This window comes from Candidatus Tisiphia endosymbiont of Hybos culiciformis, from assembly GCF_964030975.1.
Classification (GTDB): Bacteria; Pseudomonadota; Alphaproteobacteria; order Rickettsiales; family Rickettsiaceae; genus Tisiphia.
In genome coordinates this window covers 517,236-535,003 of record NZ_CAXIQH010000001.1, presented here as the reverse complement: position 1 = coordinate 535,003, position 17,768 = coordinate 517,236, and the positions used below count along the sequence as shown (strand labels likewise).

Below are 17,768 nucleotides of genomic sequence, written 5' to 3'. Positions count from 1 at the left end.
TTTTTTCTTCACTTCCCTTGTTTCCTGTAATTCCTAGTTTTATTAATCGTATTTCTATTAAAGATATGTTTAATCTATAATTATGACTTTTTACAACATATAACAAATTAATTTTCTAAGAATAAGACTATAAATGTACTTTTTACTTTGTATTGCTATGACAACTACGTTAATGTTAATTAATTTTTAACAAATAAATTAATTAGTAGGTAATAGAATGGTTATATTTAGTATGCTACAAAATAGTCTTGTTAATAAATATTTAGTAAAAAAAAATATAGTTTTTATTTTTTTGTTTTTCTTATTACAAAAGTTTGACTTATCTAATGTTATGGCAACAGGGCTTAATGAAGAGATAGGGCGGATATCTAATCCACACCTAAATTACCATTATGATGAAGTAGAAGTAATATGGAGTGCTATTGATGAAGCCAGAGATGAATTGAAAAAATTAAAACAAAAACAGTTACAAACAATAATGCCATTTAAGAATGCAAATGAGTTGAAAGAGGAATTTGATTCATTAACAGCTGATTGCTCAGTATTACTTAATCTCAAAAGAAGCTGTAATTTTAAGAAGCAAGCCATCATAGATGAGATATCATCTAGCGAAGAAACACAACAAAATTTTTTTGTTGAATTTGAAAACAATGACTCGTTATTACCTAACGAAGAGCAATATATTTATGATCCAGCCCTAAACTCACTATTAGTAAAACCCACCAATACAACAGAACTAGAATATGATCTTAACTCCCCAAGCAACTTTGATGCAGAGGAGCAGGAGCAAGCGATCGCTAAACAGGTCTCATTTAGTATAACCCCTAGTCCTTCTGCTAGACTTGAAAGAGTAAACAAAGAGTTAGCAAATTTAATAGAAAGTATAAGTATGATTGAAAATCATGAGTTACTACTCAAAGAAAAAGAAGATGAGTACTACCAACAATTAAGTGCTATCCAACAAAAAGAAACTGATATCCATGAATTAGAAAAAAAAAGAAAAGCCCTCATTGAATCTGAATCTAAGTTAGCAAATATGCCATTAACTCATCCTATTACCCAATCCTCCTCAGTTTTGGTTCCAAGAACAGAGATAGATACATGTGTTGATCTAGAACAAATATTTGGAAACAATTTTGGGTTGAAAAAATTGTTTGAAGGAAATGCTCCAATAGTAGCTAAACCCCAGCATATGATGGCAGAGCAACGCCAACAGTTGCAAGATGAAGGATACTATTCTTCGGAAAATTTAATAATAGGAGCGACTCAACCATCTACAATAACAGAATCTAATCCAATACAGCAAAATTCTAGAGGAAGAAAATGGGTAGATTCTGTAACAAGAAATTGGTTATCATTGAGAGAGGAGTTAAAGGTATCTGATCAATATGAAATATTTGGAGACAGCTTTGGGTTAGAAACATTGTTTGAAGAAAATGTTCCAATAGTAGCTAAACCTCAACATATGGTAGCAGAACAAACAGTTCCAATTCAGACTATGGAAGCGGCAGAACCAATAGTGCCTATTAGAACTATGATAGCAACAGAAAAAATAGTTCAAGTTCCGACTATGGCAGTAGCAAAACTAATAGCTCCAATTCAGACTATGGTAGTAGAACAAACACTTCCAATTCAGCCTATGGAAGTAGTAGAACAAATAGCTCCAATTCAGACTATGGTAGCAGAACACACAGTTCAAGTTCCGACTATGGCAGTAGCAAAACTAATAGCTCCAATTCAGACTATGGTAGTAGAACAAACACTTCCAATTCAGCCTATGGAAGTAGTAGAACAAATAGCTCCAATTCAGACTATGGTAGCAGAACACACAGTTCAAGTTCCGACTATGGCAGTAGCAAAACTAATAGCTCCAATTCAGACTATGGTAGTAGAACAAACACTTCCAATTCAGCCTATGGAAGTAGTAGAACAAATAGCTCCAATTCAGACTATGGTAGCAGAACACACAGTTCAAGTTCCGACTATGGCAGTAGCAAAACTAATAGCTCCAATTCAGACTATGGTAGTAGAACAAACACTTCCAATTCAGCCTATGGAAGTAGTAGAACAAATAGCTCCAATTCAGCCTATGGAAGTAGTAGAACAAACACTTCCAATTCAGCCTATGGAAGTAGTAGAACAAATAGCTCCAATTCAAACTATGGAAGACGAAGTAAAGGGATATGATCCAAACCATCGAAAAAAAAGGAGTATAGCTGTGCCTGATAAGGCAGACGTTGTTCCATATGAAGATGAAGAAAGCTTTGGGTTAGAAACATTGTTTAAAGAAGAGGAGCCGATAGCAGCTGAACCTAATGATCCAGTAGATGACCCTCCATCTCCAGTAGCTACACAAACAGATTCAGAAACTGAACAAACCAACTCAGAAACTAAACAATCAAGTCCAGAAGATAAACAACCAGATTCAGAAACTACACAATCAACTCCAATAGTTGAACAACCAGACTTAAAAACTACACAATCAAATTCAGAAGATAAACAACCAGATTCAAAAACTACACAATCAACTCCAATAGTTGAACAACCAGATTCAGAAACTACACAATCAAGTTCAGAAGATAAACAACCAGATTCAGTAGTGATTCCATCTGCTCAAACATTAACTGAAGAAAATAGCTATATTCCATCTATTAATTTTGATATCGAGAAAGATATAGCAAAATATACTACATATATAGAATTTGACTATTTGGATATGATTTCTAATGCTTTAACTATTAGAAATCATATCTTAACAGATAATTCTACGGCAAATGTGGTAGCGGCAGGAGATAATGATTATATTATTAAAAAAGGAGGATGGATTCAATTCATCAGATCTATTACCAAACAACAACAACAAGGAAATATTTTAGCCTTTAAAAATAATCAGCAAGGTGTCATTTTAGGTTTTGATGCACAACCTCTTGATAAGCTCATTATAGGAATCGCATATGCTCTTGCAAGTTCGCATACTAAATTGCAAACCATCTTTAATGACAAGCAAAATACTATTTTACATGTAGCTGCAATTTATACCCAATATACATTATCACCAAATATATATCTGAATTCTTATCTCAAATATGGTAAAGCCTTTATTAAAAATAAAGGGGAAAGGAATAATATTGCAATTGATAGTAAGACTGAAGGTTATATAACACGTGCGAAACTTGAAACTTACTATAAAATGGATTTAGATAAATTTCTGTTCAAACCAATAGTAGGAATAATATTTGATCGTTTTTTAATCAACAATTTTACAGAATATAGGAAAGAATTTAATATTAATGTACCAACTAAGAAAGGAGAAAGAATATTACTTGAAACTGGAATAAGTTTAAGTAGAAACATTTTAGTAAAAGACATTTCAATTATTCCTGAAGTTCACATAAAATTAGACAATACTGTTCTACTAAATAATTCAACCGGCACAATTACCTTTACTAACACATTACATCAAACCCCAATAGTAGTTCCCACCATAAAACCTGTAGGATCATCTGCAAAGAATGTTAAATATACTTTAGGAGGTTATGTAAACGTACAATCTGTCTTACCATTTAAACTAGGTGCTGGTTATGATTATAGTTTTAAAAGAAACTTTAATACCCACTCTTTCTATTTGAATGGACTAATTAAATTTTAATTAATATAGCCACCCAAGTATAGCTAGTCGCTCCGTTAAAAAGGCTGTAGGCATGAGAGGTAATACATGTTTGCGGTTAAAAATCACATCAAAATCCATAAGATTTTCACCTTATTTTGTCAAAAACCTTATGGATTTACAAAGTTTTTATAACCTAATCACAGTACCAAGCTTGTCATCCCTGCGAAAGCAGGGATCTAAAATAGTGGACAAAAAGCCCTGAGATATTATAGTGAAACCTATTGAATTAGGTGATATAAACTTTGTGTCATACCTGCTTTCGCAAGGTTAACACAAAGTTTATATCACCTAATTCAATAGGTTTCACTATAGCTTCCGTCATTGCGAGAAGACCGTAGGTCGACGAAGCAATCCAGGAAAGCAACCAAAAATGGATTGCTTCGTCGGCTCATGCCTCCTCGCAATTACACCAGTTCATTATACACATATACTGTAATTTATAAGATACTAGTATAAAATTATGGATTTGCAAAGATAATTAATATCACTTTAATATAAAAATTAGCAAAATTTATAGAACAGTTATAAAAAAAGTATAATTCTTACTATTTTTGTATTAGTGCAAGTATATATTTAGAGTATTATACTAGATATACTCCTGATAGGAGTATATCTAGTAGTTTGAGTATACGGAATAAATATAAGAAAAAGTTTTTTATGACAAATGATGCTAAAATAGAACATATAGACTTTGGTAATGCATTATCAGAGCGTTACCTCTCTTATGCTCTATCAACAATTATGTCAAGATCTTTGCCTGACGTTCGTGATGGATTAAAACCAGTCCATCGGAGATTATTGTATGCCATGCTGCAATTAAGGTTAGAACCAACCTCTGGCTATAAGAAATGTGCAAGAGTTGTTGGTGATGTAATTGGTAAATATCACCCGCATGGTGATGGTGCAGTCTACGATACATTGGTACGTCTTGCTCAGAGTTTTTCTCTCAGATATCCGCTAATTGATGGACAGGGAAATTTTGGTTCTATTGATGGAGATAATGCAGCAGCTATGCGTTATACGGAATCAAGAATGACAGAAATTTGTACCTTATTAATGTCAGATATAGATCAAGATACTGTTGATTTTCGTGCTACCTATGATGATTCAGATACTGAACCAGTCATTATGCCGGCTATGTTTCCTAATTTACTGGCTAATGGTTCAGAAGGTATAGCAGTTGGCATGGCAACCAGTATCCCACCACATAATTTACATGAATTATGTGATGCACTAATATATTTAATTGACCATCCTGAATCAAAGGTTACCGATATTTTACAATTTGTAAAAGGTCCTGACTTTCCAACGGGTGGCATAATTATTGATAGAATCGATTCAATCCATCAATCCTATAGTGTGGGGCGTGGTAGTTTTAGAGTAAGGGCAAGATGGGCAAAGGAAGATTTAAGTTATGGTTTATATCAGATAGTAATTACTGAAATACCTTATCAAGTGCAAAAATCTAAGCTTATCGAGCAAGTAGCTGGTTTGTTGAAAGATAAAAAAATTCCTTTAATAGGTAATATCAGGGATGAATCAACGGAAGATATAAGATTAATTATTGAACCCAGGGATCGCAATTGTGATCCTAATGTAATTATGGAGTCATTATTCAAATTGACCGTTCTAGAAAATAGAATCCAACTTAATATGAATGTTATAGGCTCAAATAATATTCCTAAAGTAGCTAATCTACTGGAAATATTGCAGGAATTTTTATTGCATCGACAAAATATTATTACTCGTAGATCCAAATTTCTTATTGGCAAGATTGAACATAGATTGGAAATTCTTAAAGGTTTAAGAATAGCTTACCTCAACTTGGATGAAATAATCAAAATTATTCGTGAAGAAGATGAGCCTAAACAAGTAATGATCGCTAAGTTTAGTTTAACTGATCTGCAAGTTGAAGCAATTCTCAATACAAGATTAAGATCTTTAAGAAAATTGGAAGAACAAGAAATTATTAACGAACATAATTCACTAGAAAAAGAGCATGCAAATCTGCAGAAAATTTTACAAGATCCGAGTGAATTAAAGAGAATAGTTAAAAAAGAAGTTAAAATGGTGCAAACAAAGTTTGGTATTACTACTAAATTAGGAATGCGTCGAACTAGTTTTGAAGAGGCGAATATTATCGCTCAGGTTGTTGATATTTCAGCTTTCATAACCAAAGAACCTATTACCATAATATGTTCCAAAATGGGATGGATTCGCTCTTTGAAAGGTCATAATAATGATTTATCAACTGTAAAATATAAAGAAGGAGATGCAGAAAATTTTATTCTTGAGGCTTATACTACTGATAAAATCCTTATATTTAGTGCATCGGGGCGGTTTTTCACTATTCTAGGCGATAATATATTCAGAGGGAAAGGCAATGGAGAATCGATAAAGTTGATCATAGATATTGGCAATGACGAAATAGTAAGCATGCGTGTCTATCAACCCACTCAAAAACTTTTACTAGCCAGTAGTATTGGCAAAGGATTTATTATTGATTCAGATGAAGTAGTAGCACAAACTAAACTTGGTAAGCAAATTATGCAAGTTCCTGAAAATCATTACTGTATTGCTTGCGTACCGGTAGATGGTGATTGTCTTGCTTGTATAGGTGAAAACCGGAAATTATTAGTATTTAATTTAAATGAAGTACCAATAATGAAGCGAGGACAAGGCGTAACTCTACAAAAGTTCAAAGATGCCAAACTAATGGATGTTAAGATATTTGATAGTAGTTTAGGACTAAGCTGGAAAATAGGAGAAAAAACTAGGGTAGAGAAAGATCTTTTACCATTTCGTGGACGACGAGGTTCTGTTGGCAAAATCCCTCCTAGTGGATTTCCTAAAAATAATAAGTTTTCCTAATTTTGTACAAATGTCCTAGAATTTAAGTAACTATTATATTGATTGTAGCTATAATACATATTATATGTATATATAAATGAGGAATATATGAAAAGTATTAATGCAAGAGAAGCACAAAATCATTTCGGTAACTTAATGAATAGTGCTATAAAAGAACCAGTGATTATTAATAAATATGGAAAACCATTTTCTGTATTGATGTCTTACGAAGAATATGAACATTTTAATAAATTTGAAGATTTTTACTGGGCGATAAAAGCAGACGAATCTAAAAAAAATGGGTTACTTACAAAAGAAAAGACGAACGAATTTTTTGATAAGATATTAGAAGAATAATTTTGGACATTATCTTATCAAGGGATGCCGAGAAATTTATCTCACACTTACAGAAAAAACAGGCAAGGCAAATAGTAATAAAGATAAAAGAACTAAGCCAAACTGGTCATGTTCAGGATAGCAAAATTTTACAGGACCCAAAAAGAAATTATTTTAGAGTTGATTCCGGTGAGTTTAGAATTATTTATCAACATCAAAATAACGAGTTACTAATAGTGCTAATAGGTAAAAGAAATGACGATGAAATATATAAATTGTTTAGTAGAAAGAAAGGCTAGGTAGTATAAATTAAGGTTATTATGAGTAGAATATTAATCAAGCCCTTTAGTTTAGAGTCCGGAAAGACAAGTGCTAATATCAATGCTATTGAGAGAAAGTCCAATAATAGTTCAGTTATGGACTATGTTCTACTGATGAAACCAAGAGTTATGGCACTTGTGGTATTTACCAGCTTTTCTGGTCTATGGCTTGCCCCAGGCGTAATCCATCCATTTATAGGTTGCATTGCTATGATCTGTATTACGCTTGGGGCTGGTAGTAGTGCCGCTATTAACATGTGGTATGATAGAGATATTGATGCCATAATGAAACGTACACAAAACAGACCTTTAGTTACCGGGGTTATAGAACCGCAGGATGCTTTAGCTTTTGGCATAGTTGTTGCCTTCTTCTCAGTTTTTCTGATGGGACTTTGCGTTAATCTGTTATCGGCTTTATTGTTACTAATAACCATATTATATTATGTCTTCATTTATACTATGTGGTTAAAACGTTCAACCATGCAAAATATAGTTATTGGTGGAGTGGCAGGTGCACTACCGCCTATGATCGGTTGGGCAACCGTAACTAATGAGATTTCCCTTGGCTCTTTTTCTTTATTTATGATTATTTTAACTTGGACGCCGCCGCATTCTTGGGCATTGGCAATTTTTCGCTCAGAAGACTACAAAAATTGTGGTGTCCCGATGATGCCGGTAGTAAAGGGAGATTATTATACTAAGAAACAAATTCTTGCTTATAGTATCATTATGTTTATTACTACATTTATACCTTTTTTCTTAGGAATAAGTAGTCTTGTATATTTAGTAACTGCACTTATATTGGGGCTAATTTTTCTATATTATGCTGTTTCTCTATTCCGTGATAAAGATAACAAACAAGCTAAGAAATTATTTGCCTATTCAATATTTTATCTTTTTAGCATTTTTCTAACATTGGATTTCTTTTGAAACTATAGCTAACCGACGTCATTATTACGAGACCACGTAGTAGCCGAAACAATCCACATTCATTAGATTGTCTTCGTCGCTACTAAAGTGGCTCCTCGCACTGACGTCAGTTTGTTATGAACAAGTACTATTCGGGTTAGCTATATCTCTTATGTTTATAGCTTTTTGATGCAACAACTAGCAGTCACTCTCTATATATTCAGTTAAGCCCCCCTGGAGTGCTGTCATTGCTGCCCCTGTTTCTCCTCCCATGTTTAAGTATATAGCGTCATTTCCTGCCGCAGGTAGGACAATATGAGAGCATACTATGACGTATTTTGGTGTATTATCTGACGTACCAGAAAATGTTGCCACTCTTGGCACAGATTGCTGTTCTAATGACTGCGTGACATATACGCCGATCTGTTCGTATGAACTGTCAATTTCATCTCCGGCAGGCTGGTGTCCTGGTCTGGTTGGTAATGGCTTTGTTCTTACCGAAGATAAATCATATATATTATTATTATGAGATGTAGGTGGTATGCTTTCCGGTGATTGTTCCTGAGGATGTCTCTTATAAACTATCTGCTGACGTTGCCCGGCATTCACCTCTTGAGATGCATCAGTTTCCATAGCTATGGAAGTACTTTCAACCTTTTTATCATTACAAAACTTGTTGTTTATGTATGTGACACAGCCAGCAATAGTAGCTGCAGCACTGACGATAGAAACTACCGGAACTATTAAGAATTTTCCTATGATGTATCCTAGTGACATTGCTTCCTTAGAAGCAATGTAGCTCTCAGGAGTGGGTTCTTCATTAGTATGAGTAGCATCTTCCTTTGTAATAGTAAAGCCACCTTCTGTAGTAGTAGACTCGTTATCAATATTTTTTCCATTTTCATCTAGTATGTAGTTATGATCTAGTATCACTTTAGTAAGCTTAGTTCCGTTAAGATATGGTAAGATATATTTTGCTTCTTCTACATTTATCATGTTAGATTTTAGATTCAATAGATTAAGATTAACATTATTCTCTTTTATTGCTTCTATAAAAGCTATGACTCCTTCTACCTCTAGTTTATCCCCTTGTAAAAACAAGCTAGTAATCTTAGTACCTTTCAACGCTTTTCCAAGATTTGCTGCTTCTATAGAGTTTATGTGGTTATTATTTAACTCTAATGTCGTAACATTACTATCCTTAAGCATTTGTACAAGTTTTATTGCTGTCCTAAGTTCTAGTTTGTTTGAATCTAAAATCAAGTAATTAATCTGAGTCTTGTCAAGCATTTTTCCAAGAGGCGTTGCATTTTTGGAATTTATTTGGTCATTGTGTATCCACAATTTAGTAATTGATGGATTATTTTGGATTTTTTGTTTAATGGCTTTTATATCCAAAGCAAAAGCCATTAATAGAGTTTTATCTTCATCATCTACTACATAATTATCATTTCCTGCTGAACGTTTTGCCCTAATAATAGACTGCTCATCATTTGCTGTTGAATGAGATGATAATTGTTCATTCTGGTTGGATGCTTTGACTTGTTTAACAATTTTTGTTGTAGTACTTGATGTTTTAGTAGATTTAACAGAACTTTGTTGCGTTAATGAATTCAGATGAACGTGGCTATTTTGAGTAACTACAGAGGTCATATCGTTAGAAGTAGGTTGGTGACTTATCTTAGTGGGTAAGCTGTGGTGATTTTCCAAAAGACTAGACGTATTTTTTAAAAAACTAGTGTTATCAGACTTAATCATAGATAAGACAGCAAGTTGCAATAGCAAATCCCCTATATCAGTATGAGAAACATCTCCCCTAACAACCTTTACCTTTTGAGGTTCCTCGTATTGAGTTTTTGGATAGTTATTCCTCCGAGATTGATTAGCTCGAGCCCCACTATTATTATGTGTATTACTTCCCATTACTTATTTCTCCTTTATTTATATTACAAATTATTAAAATTGCTGACTATTAATTAATATCAGGGACACAATACCAATATTTTAATATTTAGCAATATTTATGTAATATAATCTGCCCTATAATATTAAAATAATGGTAACTTTTATGTAATATAAACTGGCGATATAGCTGCTCTGTTAGAAAATTGTAAAGATGAGAGATAAAAATAACCTTAATTTGATAATGAGATATTAGTTGTTCTTATATCGAATTGAAGTTACATAGACAAGTCATAGGTGTATACTCAAATGATTTGAAGAATTGGAACGTAAAACAAGGGGTCTAGGCGTACAAAGCTTTGTTTCGCACGTGCGAATGCCCTGCAAGTATTTGCAGGAGCCAATTCTTTAAAGCAGAAGAGTATATATAAGGCATTGCAAGGAGTGTACAATCCCTAAGTGTCGTTGCGAGCTGATATAACCACAACTGTCGAAAGTTAGAAGGTAGAACGGGTTTAGAGGTCATCATGGCAGTTTAGAAGTTGCGGGAAAATAACTGGCGTCATTGCGAGGAGACGTGAGCCGACGAAGCAATCCATTTTTGTGTCATACCTGCGGAAGCAGGTATAGTTATGCTCATAGGATTAGGTGATAAAGAACATAACGATTGTAAGTTGTCATTCCTAGCTGCGGCGGGAATCTAGATACCTGCTTTCGCAGGTATGACACAAAGTTTGTATCACCTAATTCAATAGGTTTCACTATATCTTAGATTCCCGCCTACGCGGGAATGACATGGGAACTCCTGGAACAACTTACAACTGCTTAGTCGACCTACGGTCTTCTCGCAATGACGCTGACCACATACGACTTTTAAAGTACACTATCTAAAACCGCTTCCTCTTCTAACTTTCGACAATTGTGCTGATATAACCCCCACGAAATTAAGTGCGTCTAAGTTCCGTCTTTATAATAGATTCCAGGGGTTCTGCCAAGAGGTATAAGTATAATGCTTTTAAAGATGTGGGTAATAGACAGAGCAATGCTATCGGGTTAGCTATAAATATTATTCAACATCAAAATCAAAATACTGATCTTTATAAGGCTCGTCTTGTAAAGTATAATGCCACCATTCAGGCGAATATTCCTCAAAATTATACTTTTTCATTTTTGCACGTAAATAATTACGATTTTGTAAGTAACGTTGATCAATTAGGTTACTATCATGGTTAGATACTGAGTCCATAAGATCTACAGAGCTAAACATGTCAACCGTATTATCATCAAAATAAGGTATAGAACGACCGTTTCTTACGGTTCTTTTTGTCATTCTAGGGTTGGTATTTAATTGCTTCCCAAGTTCAATAATAGTTAAATCTACCGTACTTCCACGACTATGAGGTGATTGCTTAGCGATATAGCCTAACAGAAAAATTTCAGTTTTATTGATGTACGGATAATGAGAGTCTTTCATTCTTTGATCAGTGCTATCCTCTCCCCAACTAACAAAATGTTGTACAGCTTTTTGTGGTCTATAAGCATCATAAACTACCAAAGAGTAATTATCATTTTTTATATCTTGCTGAACATTTTTTAGGGCAATCGCTGCTTCCTTAGTTAGCACAGCTCTAGGAGCTTTATAGCCCCTGATCTGTTCTCCTATAAAATTTCTATTACTATAATACATCATATGTTGCATTATGGTTGGGTCTATTTGATCCAAATACTCAAAACCTTTAGGTAAATTAGTTGTTTTATTTAACATGATATATCTCTCTATTAAACTAATATTCAATATTTAGTGACAAAATTATTGTTAATAAAAAATAATAATTTATCATGCACTTTTCTACAAAACAATATCTTATTATTGAATTGTTCTTGTGATAATATAGCTAACCCGTTAAGATTCTAGATAGCTTTTTCGTCATTGCGAGGAGCTACTTTAGTAGCACAGCTGTCGAAAGTTGGAAGAGGAAACGGTTTTAGATAGTGTACTTTAAAAGTCGTATGTGATTAACGTCATTGCGAGGAACACAGGGTGAAATTTGCACCCTCGCAATGGCACTATTTCCGCTATTGTTTTGCACCCTTGAAACCCTAGTACTCATAAGCCTTTCTCCTCTAATTTTAATTAATATTTTGCACATTATTTTAACTTAATATATTGGTCAATTTCTTGTAAAAATTGAGGAATATACCCAAAAATCTACTATAAAACTACTATAAAAATATTATTTTTAAAACCATACTTTTAGTTGAATTATTGTTATAATAGTCAATAAAAATATATTAATTTAAATACCTAATTAACTTTATATATTGTTACATAATTAATTATATTAATTAATTATGTAACAAATTTAGTTTAGCTAGATATATGACACCAGTTCATTTCATCTTCCAAAAATACAACAACCAGAGCTACCAAATGCTAACCCTCTTGAAAAGCTGCAATAACAATTTTAGTGGCTGTTATTAGATCAACACTATTCTAAAGAACTTTAAAAAAAATCTTAGTTTTATTAAAAAATCCCCTTTACTCTGCGGAAAAATAATAGTATTTGTGAAAGACGATACTACGTGGTGTAGTGTCAAGCACCGAGGTTAGAAGACAATCGAACAAATTTCACTCTAACCTCAGTGTCTATTTTCTGAAACTCAAAAAAAACAGGAGTCAAGTCTATGCCTACCTATATTAAAAATCAACAAAAAACTACTTAATTTAAATAAAAAAATACCAATAACACCATCAGTGACAACACTGTTGAAACTAATAACATAATTGAGGTAGGTATATGACAACTTTTAATTCGCATTTTACTCAAGAATCTACAAACAAAATTATTTGCCCTAAAACTGGACAAGATTACTATAATGATACCAAAGAAGACGGCTTACTGCTCATAGCGTCGTCCGGAAAGAACAAAAGCAAGGTTTTTTACTTACGAAGAACAGTTGGTGGTAAACAACGTCATATTAAGTTAGGTAGTTTATCTAAGTCGGAGATATAGTGAAACCTATTGAATTAGGTGATACAAACTTTGTGTCATACCTGCGAAAGCAGGTATCTAGATTCCCGCCTACGCGGGAATGACAACTTACAATAGTTATGTTCTTTATCACCTAATCCTATAGGCATAACTATATCAGTAGTAGAAGCAAGAAACAAAGCTATTGAGATGAAAGCTGAGATTTGTAAAGGCATTAACCCTCTTGAAAAATTAGCTATTACAAATAATCCAATAGATGATAAACTAACCAAGTTAACCGTTAAAGAGTTCTTTGATAAATATATTGAAGAACACTGTAAACGTAAGAATAAGGGCTGGAAGTCTGATATTGCTAAAATGACTCTATATGGTAAAGATTATTATGAAATAAAAATATCTACTGTGACAATGGATGATATTCAGAAAACGTTTAATAATATTAGTAATAATAGAGGTATATATAGTGCTAACAACTTTCTTAAGTTATTTAGTGCGATGTTCAATAGAGGTATTAGATGGCAAATGTTAGATAAGAATCCAGCAAAGGATATTGAGAAAAATCTAGAAAACGTCAGAGAAAGATATATTGCAACCCAAGAGGAACTGTCAAGGTTCATTAATGTAGTTATTGAGAAATGTACTAGGATAATTGCGGATGTGATATTAATGCTATTATTCACTGGAGCAAGGAAAAGTAATGTTTTTTCTATGAAATGGCAGGATATTAATTTTGAAAATATGACATGGTCTATACCAGCTAAGTCTGCTAAAAATAATAAAACACAAAGAGTTCATTTAGTGAACTCCGCCCTAAGGATATTGACAATGAGAGAAAAAGAGAATAATAATAAATCAATATGGGTATTTCCTAGCGATCAGAGTAAAAGTGGTCACATAGCCTCCCCTGATTATATTTGGCAGAAAATTTGTAAATTGGCTGGTATTGAAGATTTAAGGATACATGATTTAAGAAGAACACACGGCAGTTGGATGCGTAAAGTTGGAGCAGATAGAGAGATAATAGCTGAGGCTTTAGGTCATAAGGATCAAAGGTCAACTGGAGTATATGATATTATAGGGAAGGAGCAAGTTAGAGAGTTCCAGGACAAATCTGCGGTTCCATTAGACAAGATTCTAGAAGACCTAGGATTTTTTCCAGAAAATGAAATAACTATGCCAAAGGCAACAAAAGAAATTGCTGATAATATTGAAGCTAATAATACTATTGAGGCACTGCAAAGTCAGATTAAAGCACAGCAAAAAATGATTGAAGAATTGACGCAACAGATAACTAAATAATATATAAACACAAGAGTAATGCTGGGCTCTGTCCAAGAAAGTGTGTGTGTGCCAAGAAAAGGCGCATTAGTCTTACAGGTGAAAGTCCTGTTATGGAAGGAGAAGCTAGCTCCACCATATAGCGAGTCTTGCACTGCTGAAGGTAACAACAGTGGTGAAGCGTAGACAGCGAAACATTCGAGCCGAAACCAAATGGTGAACGTAATAGCCCCGAAATTTTATTGGTAGTGGAAGCTGATGTTCTACACAAGACAGCAAGCAACAGAAAACTAGAGGTCAACCTAGCAAACTATCTTGCTTTTCGGGAGCCGTATGCGGTAGTTCCGCACGTACGGTTCTGAGGAGGGGTCTAATTGAGTGATTGGTTAGGTCTACTACCAAATGTTACCAAGAGCTTGATGCGAAGAAAGCAGTTGGAACAGATGGTATGGACAAATCAAACTATAGCTTAAACCTTACAGAGAATATCAGAGAATTGGCTAGTAAGCTAAAGAATATGGTATATAAACCAGGGAATATACTAGAGGTAAAGATACCAAAGGAAGGAAGCCCGGGTAAATATAGGACTTTAGGGATTAGCAATTTCGAAGATAAGCTCTGCCAAAAGATGATGAAGAAAGTACTTGAGAACATCTATGAGCCATTATTCCTTAAATGTTCCTACGGTTTCAGGGCAGGAATTGGATGTCATGATGCAGTAAGAGAGCTTTCAAAACATCTTTATGAAAAGGAGGTTGAGAGCATAATAGACTTAGACTTAGCAAACTTTTTTGGTACAGTGGACAGGAAGATATTGATCGAAATATTACAGGAGAAAGTCCAGGATATGAGGCTAATTAGGTATTTAATCCGTATGTTTAAGGCGGGAGTATTATCTGATGGAGAGTTAACTATCCAGGAAGAAGGGGTAATTGCAGGAAGTATTGTAAGCCCCGTACTTGCGAATATATTTGCTCATTATGTACTAGATGAATGGATTAAAAAAGTAGTTACCCAGCATTGCAGGGGAGAGGTAGAGTTATTTCGCTACTGTGATGATGCGGTGATATGCTGTAGATATGAAGAGGATGCAAAGAAGATTAAAGCAGTTCTTGCAAAACGACTCGAAAAGTATAAACTTAAACTTAATGAAGAAAAGACCAGAGTGGTCAGATTTTCAAAGAGTCAGCTGTTTCGAGGTATAAAACAGGAGGTCTTTGATTTTCTAGGATTTACCTTTTATCTGGGAAGGTCTAGGAATGGTAGAATAATACCTAAAGTAAAGAGTAGTGGAAAAAGAATAAGAGCCAAGTTAAAGAAAGTTAATGACTGGGGTAAAGGCATTAGAAACAAATGCAAACTACCTATCATATGGGCAACATTCTGCAGCAAGCTTAGAGGACATATCCAATATTATGGAGTGTCGCACAATTGCAATGCAGTAGATAGTTTCATATGGAAGGCGGTTAAAATAATGTTCAAATGGCTAAACAGACGCAGTCAAAAGAAATCACTTAACTGGGAACAATTTAAACTTTTCATTATACGCCACCCTTTGCCAAAGGTAAAAGTATATCATGTCATGTTAAGTGTACATACTGTGTAAATGATGATATCTTGAGCCCATTGCCTTAATAGGGCACGATGCGGATCTAACGAGGGGCGTAATAGGTGACTATTACGTCTACTCCACGAAATGACAATTTTTATAAGAAATATTATAAAAATATACTTATTATTCGCTTTTCTTTTAAGTATGATTTTATCATAAAAAATAATTAAGTGTTATGAGCAAAACAATAGCATATTTACGGGTATCAACTATTGACCAAGATATTGAAAAAAATAAAGCAGCTATTTTATATTTAGCCAATGAAAAAAATTTAGGTAGGGTATCCTTTGTCGAGGAATTTATCTCAGGTAAAATTAATTGGCGTAAACGTAAAATTGCTATAATTTTAGATGAGATGAAGAATGGGGATAAAATTATTGTTAGCGAATTATCAAGATTAGGTCGTAGTATGCTCGAATGTATGGAGATTTTATCAATAGCTAGTGCAAAAGGTATTGCTATTTATGCTGTTAAGGGTAATTGGCAACTAGATAATACTATTCAAAGTAGAATTGTTGCTATGGCATTTTCTATGGCTTCAGAAATAGAACGTGATTTGATTTCTAAACGTACTACAGAAGCTTTACGAGTACGTAAAGAAGCTGGTATGAGTTTAGGTCGTCCACAAGGAATAGGAAAAAGCAAACTAGATATTTATCGTCCCGAGATTGAAGCTCTATTGGTTAATGGAGCAACTCAAAAGTTTATTGCAATGCGATATGGTTGTACGGAAGCTAACCTACATCACTGGCTTAAAAAAAGGGGGATTAGCAAAATTTCATATACTTCTTTAAAACAGGTTGTATAGAATGGCAAAAAAGCCGCTTCCTACTGAGATAATAGTAACTTTATATCACCAACTTGCTAATTTATCTGCAAAGCATCCAGATAGGAATAAACTTATTAAAGAAACCGCTGAGGTGTTCAGTGTTTCATTTTCCACAGTACGTCGTGCAATTAAAAACTATAGTCAGCCTCGTTCTATCAAGCGTGCTGACTACAATAAGCCAAGGAAAACTAGCTTTGAGGAAATGTTACGTTATTGTGAATTGATAGCTGCACTTAAAATTCGTTCAACTAATCGTAAAGGGAAGCAACTCTCTACACCTAGAGCTATAGCAATATTGGAGGATCATGGAGTAGAGGTAGATGGTAAGCAAATTATCCCTACTAAAGGTTTGCTTACTAAACCCACAGTTAATCGTTATTTAAAGGTATACTTGCAGCAAAACTGCATAACTCTATTAAATTTTTTTGGTAGTATGAATTTATTTTATAAATTTGGGTTCCTACTATGCAAATATCACCGATTAGTAAAAAAACTGGTTGAAAAACTATCAGTTATACTATAACATTTCAATTATTAAACGTAATGAATGAATCAAAATGAAAAAGCCAAAAGTAGCGACCTTAAGTGCTGAGGAACGAGAAGAACTAATACAACATATTAAGGCAAGTTCATTAACAGGAGATGATCAGCAAGCGGTGATAGAACTTGTGAAATTTTGTAACGATCTAATAGACAAGCTAGCATCATCAAACATCAGTATAAATAAGCTTAAGGAGATGATGATTGGTTTTAAGGCAGATAACATAAAAAAGATAGTTCAGATTCATTAAAAGAACCACCAAATGAATCTGATAACGAAAATGGTGGGAATGGGGAAGGTTGCAATAGTCCCAAGAAGAAAGATCGCAGTAATTGGCAAGGTAAATATGGTTTTGATGATTATCAGGATGCGAATACCAGCTATTTATCTCCTGAGAATTTTTGTAGTGGTGATAGCTGTCCTCACTGTGATAATGGTAAACTCTATAATAGTGAAGCTAGAAAATTGCTACAATTTACAGGTAATGCTCCAATTACAGTCAACAGATATGTAAAGAAAACGTTACGC

General features: G+C 33.8%; 17 protein-coding genes. 13 read left to right on the top strand and 4 right to left on the bottom strand.

The features are described from left to right. Positions 1-217 precede the first annotated feature (217 nt). From ACQH2P_RS02765 to cyoE, 6 genes are all read left to right on the top strand, one after another. Complete coding sequence (locus ACQH2P_RS02765; protein WP_425362901.1) at positions 218-3,649, top strand: autotransporter domain-containing protein; 3,432 nt, start codon at positions 218-220, stop codon at positions 3,647-3,649. A 342-nt stretch (positions 3,650-3,991) separates the two neighbouring features. Beyond that, positions 3,992-4,126 carry a hypothetical protein gene (locus ACQH2P_RS02760; RefSeq protein ID WP_425362900.1) on the top strand — a complete coding sequence of 45 codons (135 nt, stop codon included), beginning with the start codon at positions 3,992-3,994 and terminating at the stop codon, positions 4,124-4,126. Positions 4,127-4,327: 201 nt separating this feature from the next. After that, entirely contained in the window at positions 4,328-6,541 is a 2,214-nt protein-coding gene (parC, locus tag ACQH2P_RS02755) for a DNA topoisomerase IV subunit A (RefSeq protein WP_425362899.1), read from the top strand. Between the two features lie 87 nt (positions 6,542-6,628). After that, positions 6,629-6,877, top strand: a complete 249-nt coding sequence (locus ACQH2P_RS02750; protein ID WP_425362898.1) for a type II toxin-antitoxin system Phd/YefM family antitoxin — start codon at positions 6,629-6,631, stop codon at positions 6,875-6,877. Positions 6,878-6,879: 2 nt separating this feature from the next. Then, positions 6,880-7,155 (top strand): type II toxin-antitoxin system RelE family toxin, encoded by a 276-nt coding sequence (locus tag ACQH2P_RS02745; protein WP_425362897.1) that lies wholly within the window; start codon positions 6,880-6,882, stop codon positions 7,153-7,155. A 21-nt stretch (positions 7,156-7,176) separates the two neighbouring features. Further along, positions 7,177-8,106: a heme o synthase gene (gene cyoE / locus ACQH2P_RS02740; protein WP_425362896.1), complete on the top strand. Its 930-nt coding sequence runs from the start codon at positions 7,177-7,179 to the stop codon at positions 8,104-8,106. A 177-nt stretch (positions 8,107-8,283) separates the two neighbouring features. On the opposite strand, the gene ACQH2P_RS02735 is transcribed toward cyoE, so the two are convergent. The 3 genes from ACQH2P_RS02735 to ACQH2P_RS02725 all read right to left on the bottom strand — a co-directional run bounded on the left by ACQH2P_RS02735 (position 8,284) and on the right by ACQH2P_RS02725 (position 11,752). After that, the gene (locus ACQH2P_RS02735; RefSeq protein WP_425362895.1) at positions 8,284-10,008 is read right to left on the bottom strand and encodes a leucine-rich repeat domain-containing protein; all 1,725 of its coding nucleotides are present in this window, start codon (positions 10,006-10,008) and stop codon (positions 8,284-8,286) included. 615 nt (positions 10,009-10,623) lie between these two features. Next, positions 10,624-10,749 carry a hypothetical protein gene (locus ACQH2P_RS02730; RefSeq protein WP_425362894.1) on the bottom strand — a complete coding sequence of 42 codons (126 nt, stop codon included), beginning with the start codon at positions 10,747-10,749 and terminating at the stop codon, positions 10,624-10,626. A gap of 304 nt (positions 10,750-11,053) precedes the next feature. Then, positions 11,054-11,752: a M15 family metallopeptidase gene (locus tag ACQH2P_RS02725; RefSeq protein WP_425362893.1), complete on the bottom strand. Its 699-nt coding sequence runs from the start codon at positions 11,750-11,752 to the stop codon at positions 11,054-11,056. Between the two features lie 1,033 nt (positions 11,753-12,785). On the opposite strand from ACQH2P_RS02725, the gene ACQH2P_RS02720 reads away from it, so the two are divergent. Further along, positions 12,786-13,001: a hypothetical protein gene (locus ACQH2P_RS02720; protein ID WP_425362892.1), complete on the top strand. Its 216-nt coding sequence runs from the start codon at positions 12,786-12,788 to the stop codon at positions 12,999-13,001. Here the strand turns inward: ACQH2P_RS02720 and ACQH2P_RS02715 are convergent. Further along, positions 12,985-13,113, bottom strand: coding sequence for a hypothetical protein (locus ACQH2P_RS02715; RefSeq protein WP_425362891.1), 129 nt, complete (start codon positions 13,111-13,113; stop codon positions 12,985-12,987). The genes ACQH2P_RS02720 and ACQH2P_RS02715 overlap by 17 nt on opposite strands. Positions 13,114-13,169: 56 nt before the next feature. On the opposite strand from ACQH2P_RS02715, the gene ACQH2P_RS02710 reads away from it, so the two are divergent. The 6 genes from ACQH2P_RS02710 (at position 13,170) to ACQH2P_RS02685 (ending at position 17,754) form a co-directional block, all read left to right on the top strand. Next, a complete protein-coding gene (locus ACQH2P_RS02710; protein ID WP_425362890.1) occupies positions 13,170-14,279 on the top strand; it encodes a tyrosine-type recombinase/integrase in 1,110 nt (369 codons plus the stop codon). A 361-nt stretch (positions 14,280-14,640) separates the two neighbouring features. Continuing rightward, positions 14,641-15,864 carry a reverse transcriptase domain-containing protein gene (locus ACQH2P_RS02705; RefSeq protein ID WP_425362889.1) on the top strand — a complete coding sequence of 408 codons (1,224 nt, stop codon included), beginning with the start codon at positions 14,641-14,643 and terminating at the stop codon, positions 15,862-15,864. A 181-nt stretch (positions 15,865-16,045) separates the two neighbouring features. Further along, a complete protein-coding gene (locus tag ACQH2P_RS02700) occupies positions 16,046-16,678 on the top strand; it encodes a recombinase family protein (RefSeq protein WP_425362888.1) in 633 nt (210 codons plus the stop codon). Between the two features lies 1 nt (position 16,679). After that, a complete protein-coding gene (locus tag ACQH2P_RS02695; protein ID WP_425362887.1) occupies positions 16,680-17,222 on the top strand; it encodes a hypothetical protein in 543 nt (180 codons plus the stop codon). 34 nt (positions 17,223-17,256) lie between these two features. Beyond that, positions 17,257-17,490: a hypothetical protein gene (locus tag ACQH2P_RS02690; protein ID WP_425362886.1), complete on the top strand. Its 234-nt coding sequence runs from the start codon at positions 17,257-17,259 to the stop codon at positions 17,488-17,490. 30 nt (positions 17,491-17,520) lie between these two features. Beyond that, positions 17,521-17,754, top strand: a complete 234-nt coding sequence (locus ACQH2P_RS02685) for a hypothetical protein (RefSeq protein ID WP_425362885.1) — start codon at positions 17,521-17,523, stop codon at positions 17,752-17,754. Positions 17,755-17,768: the final 14 nt, after the last annotated feature.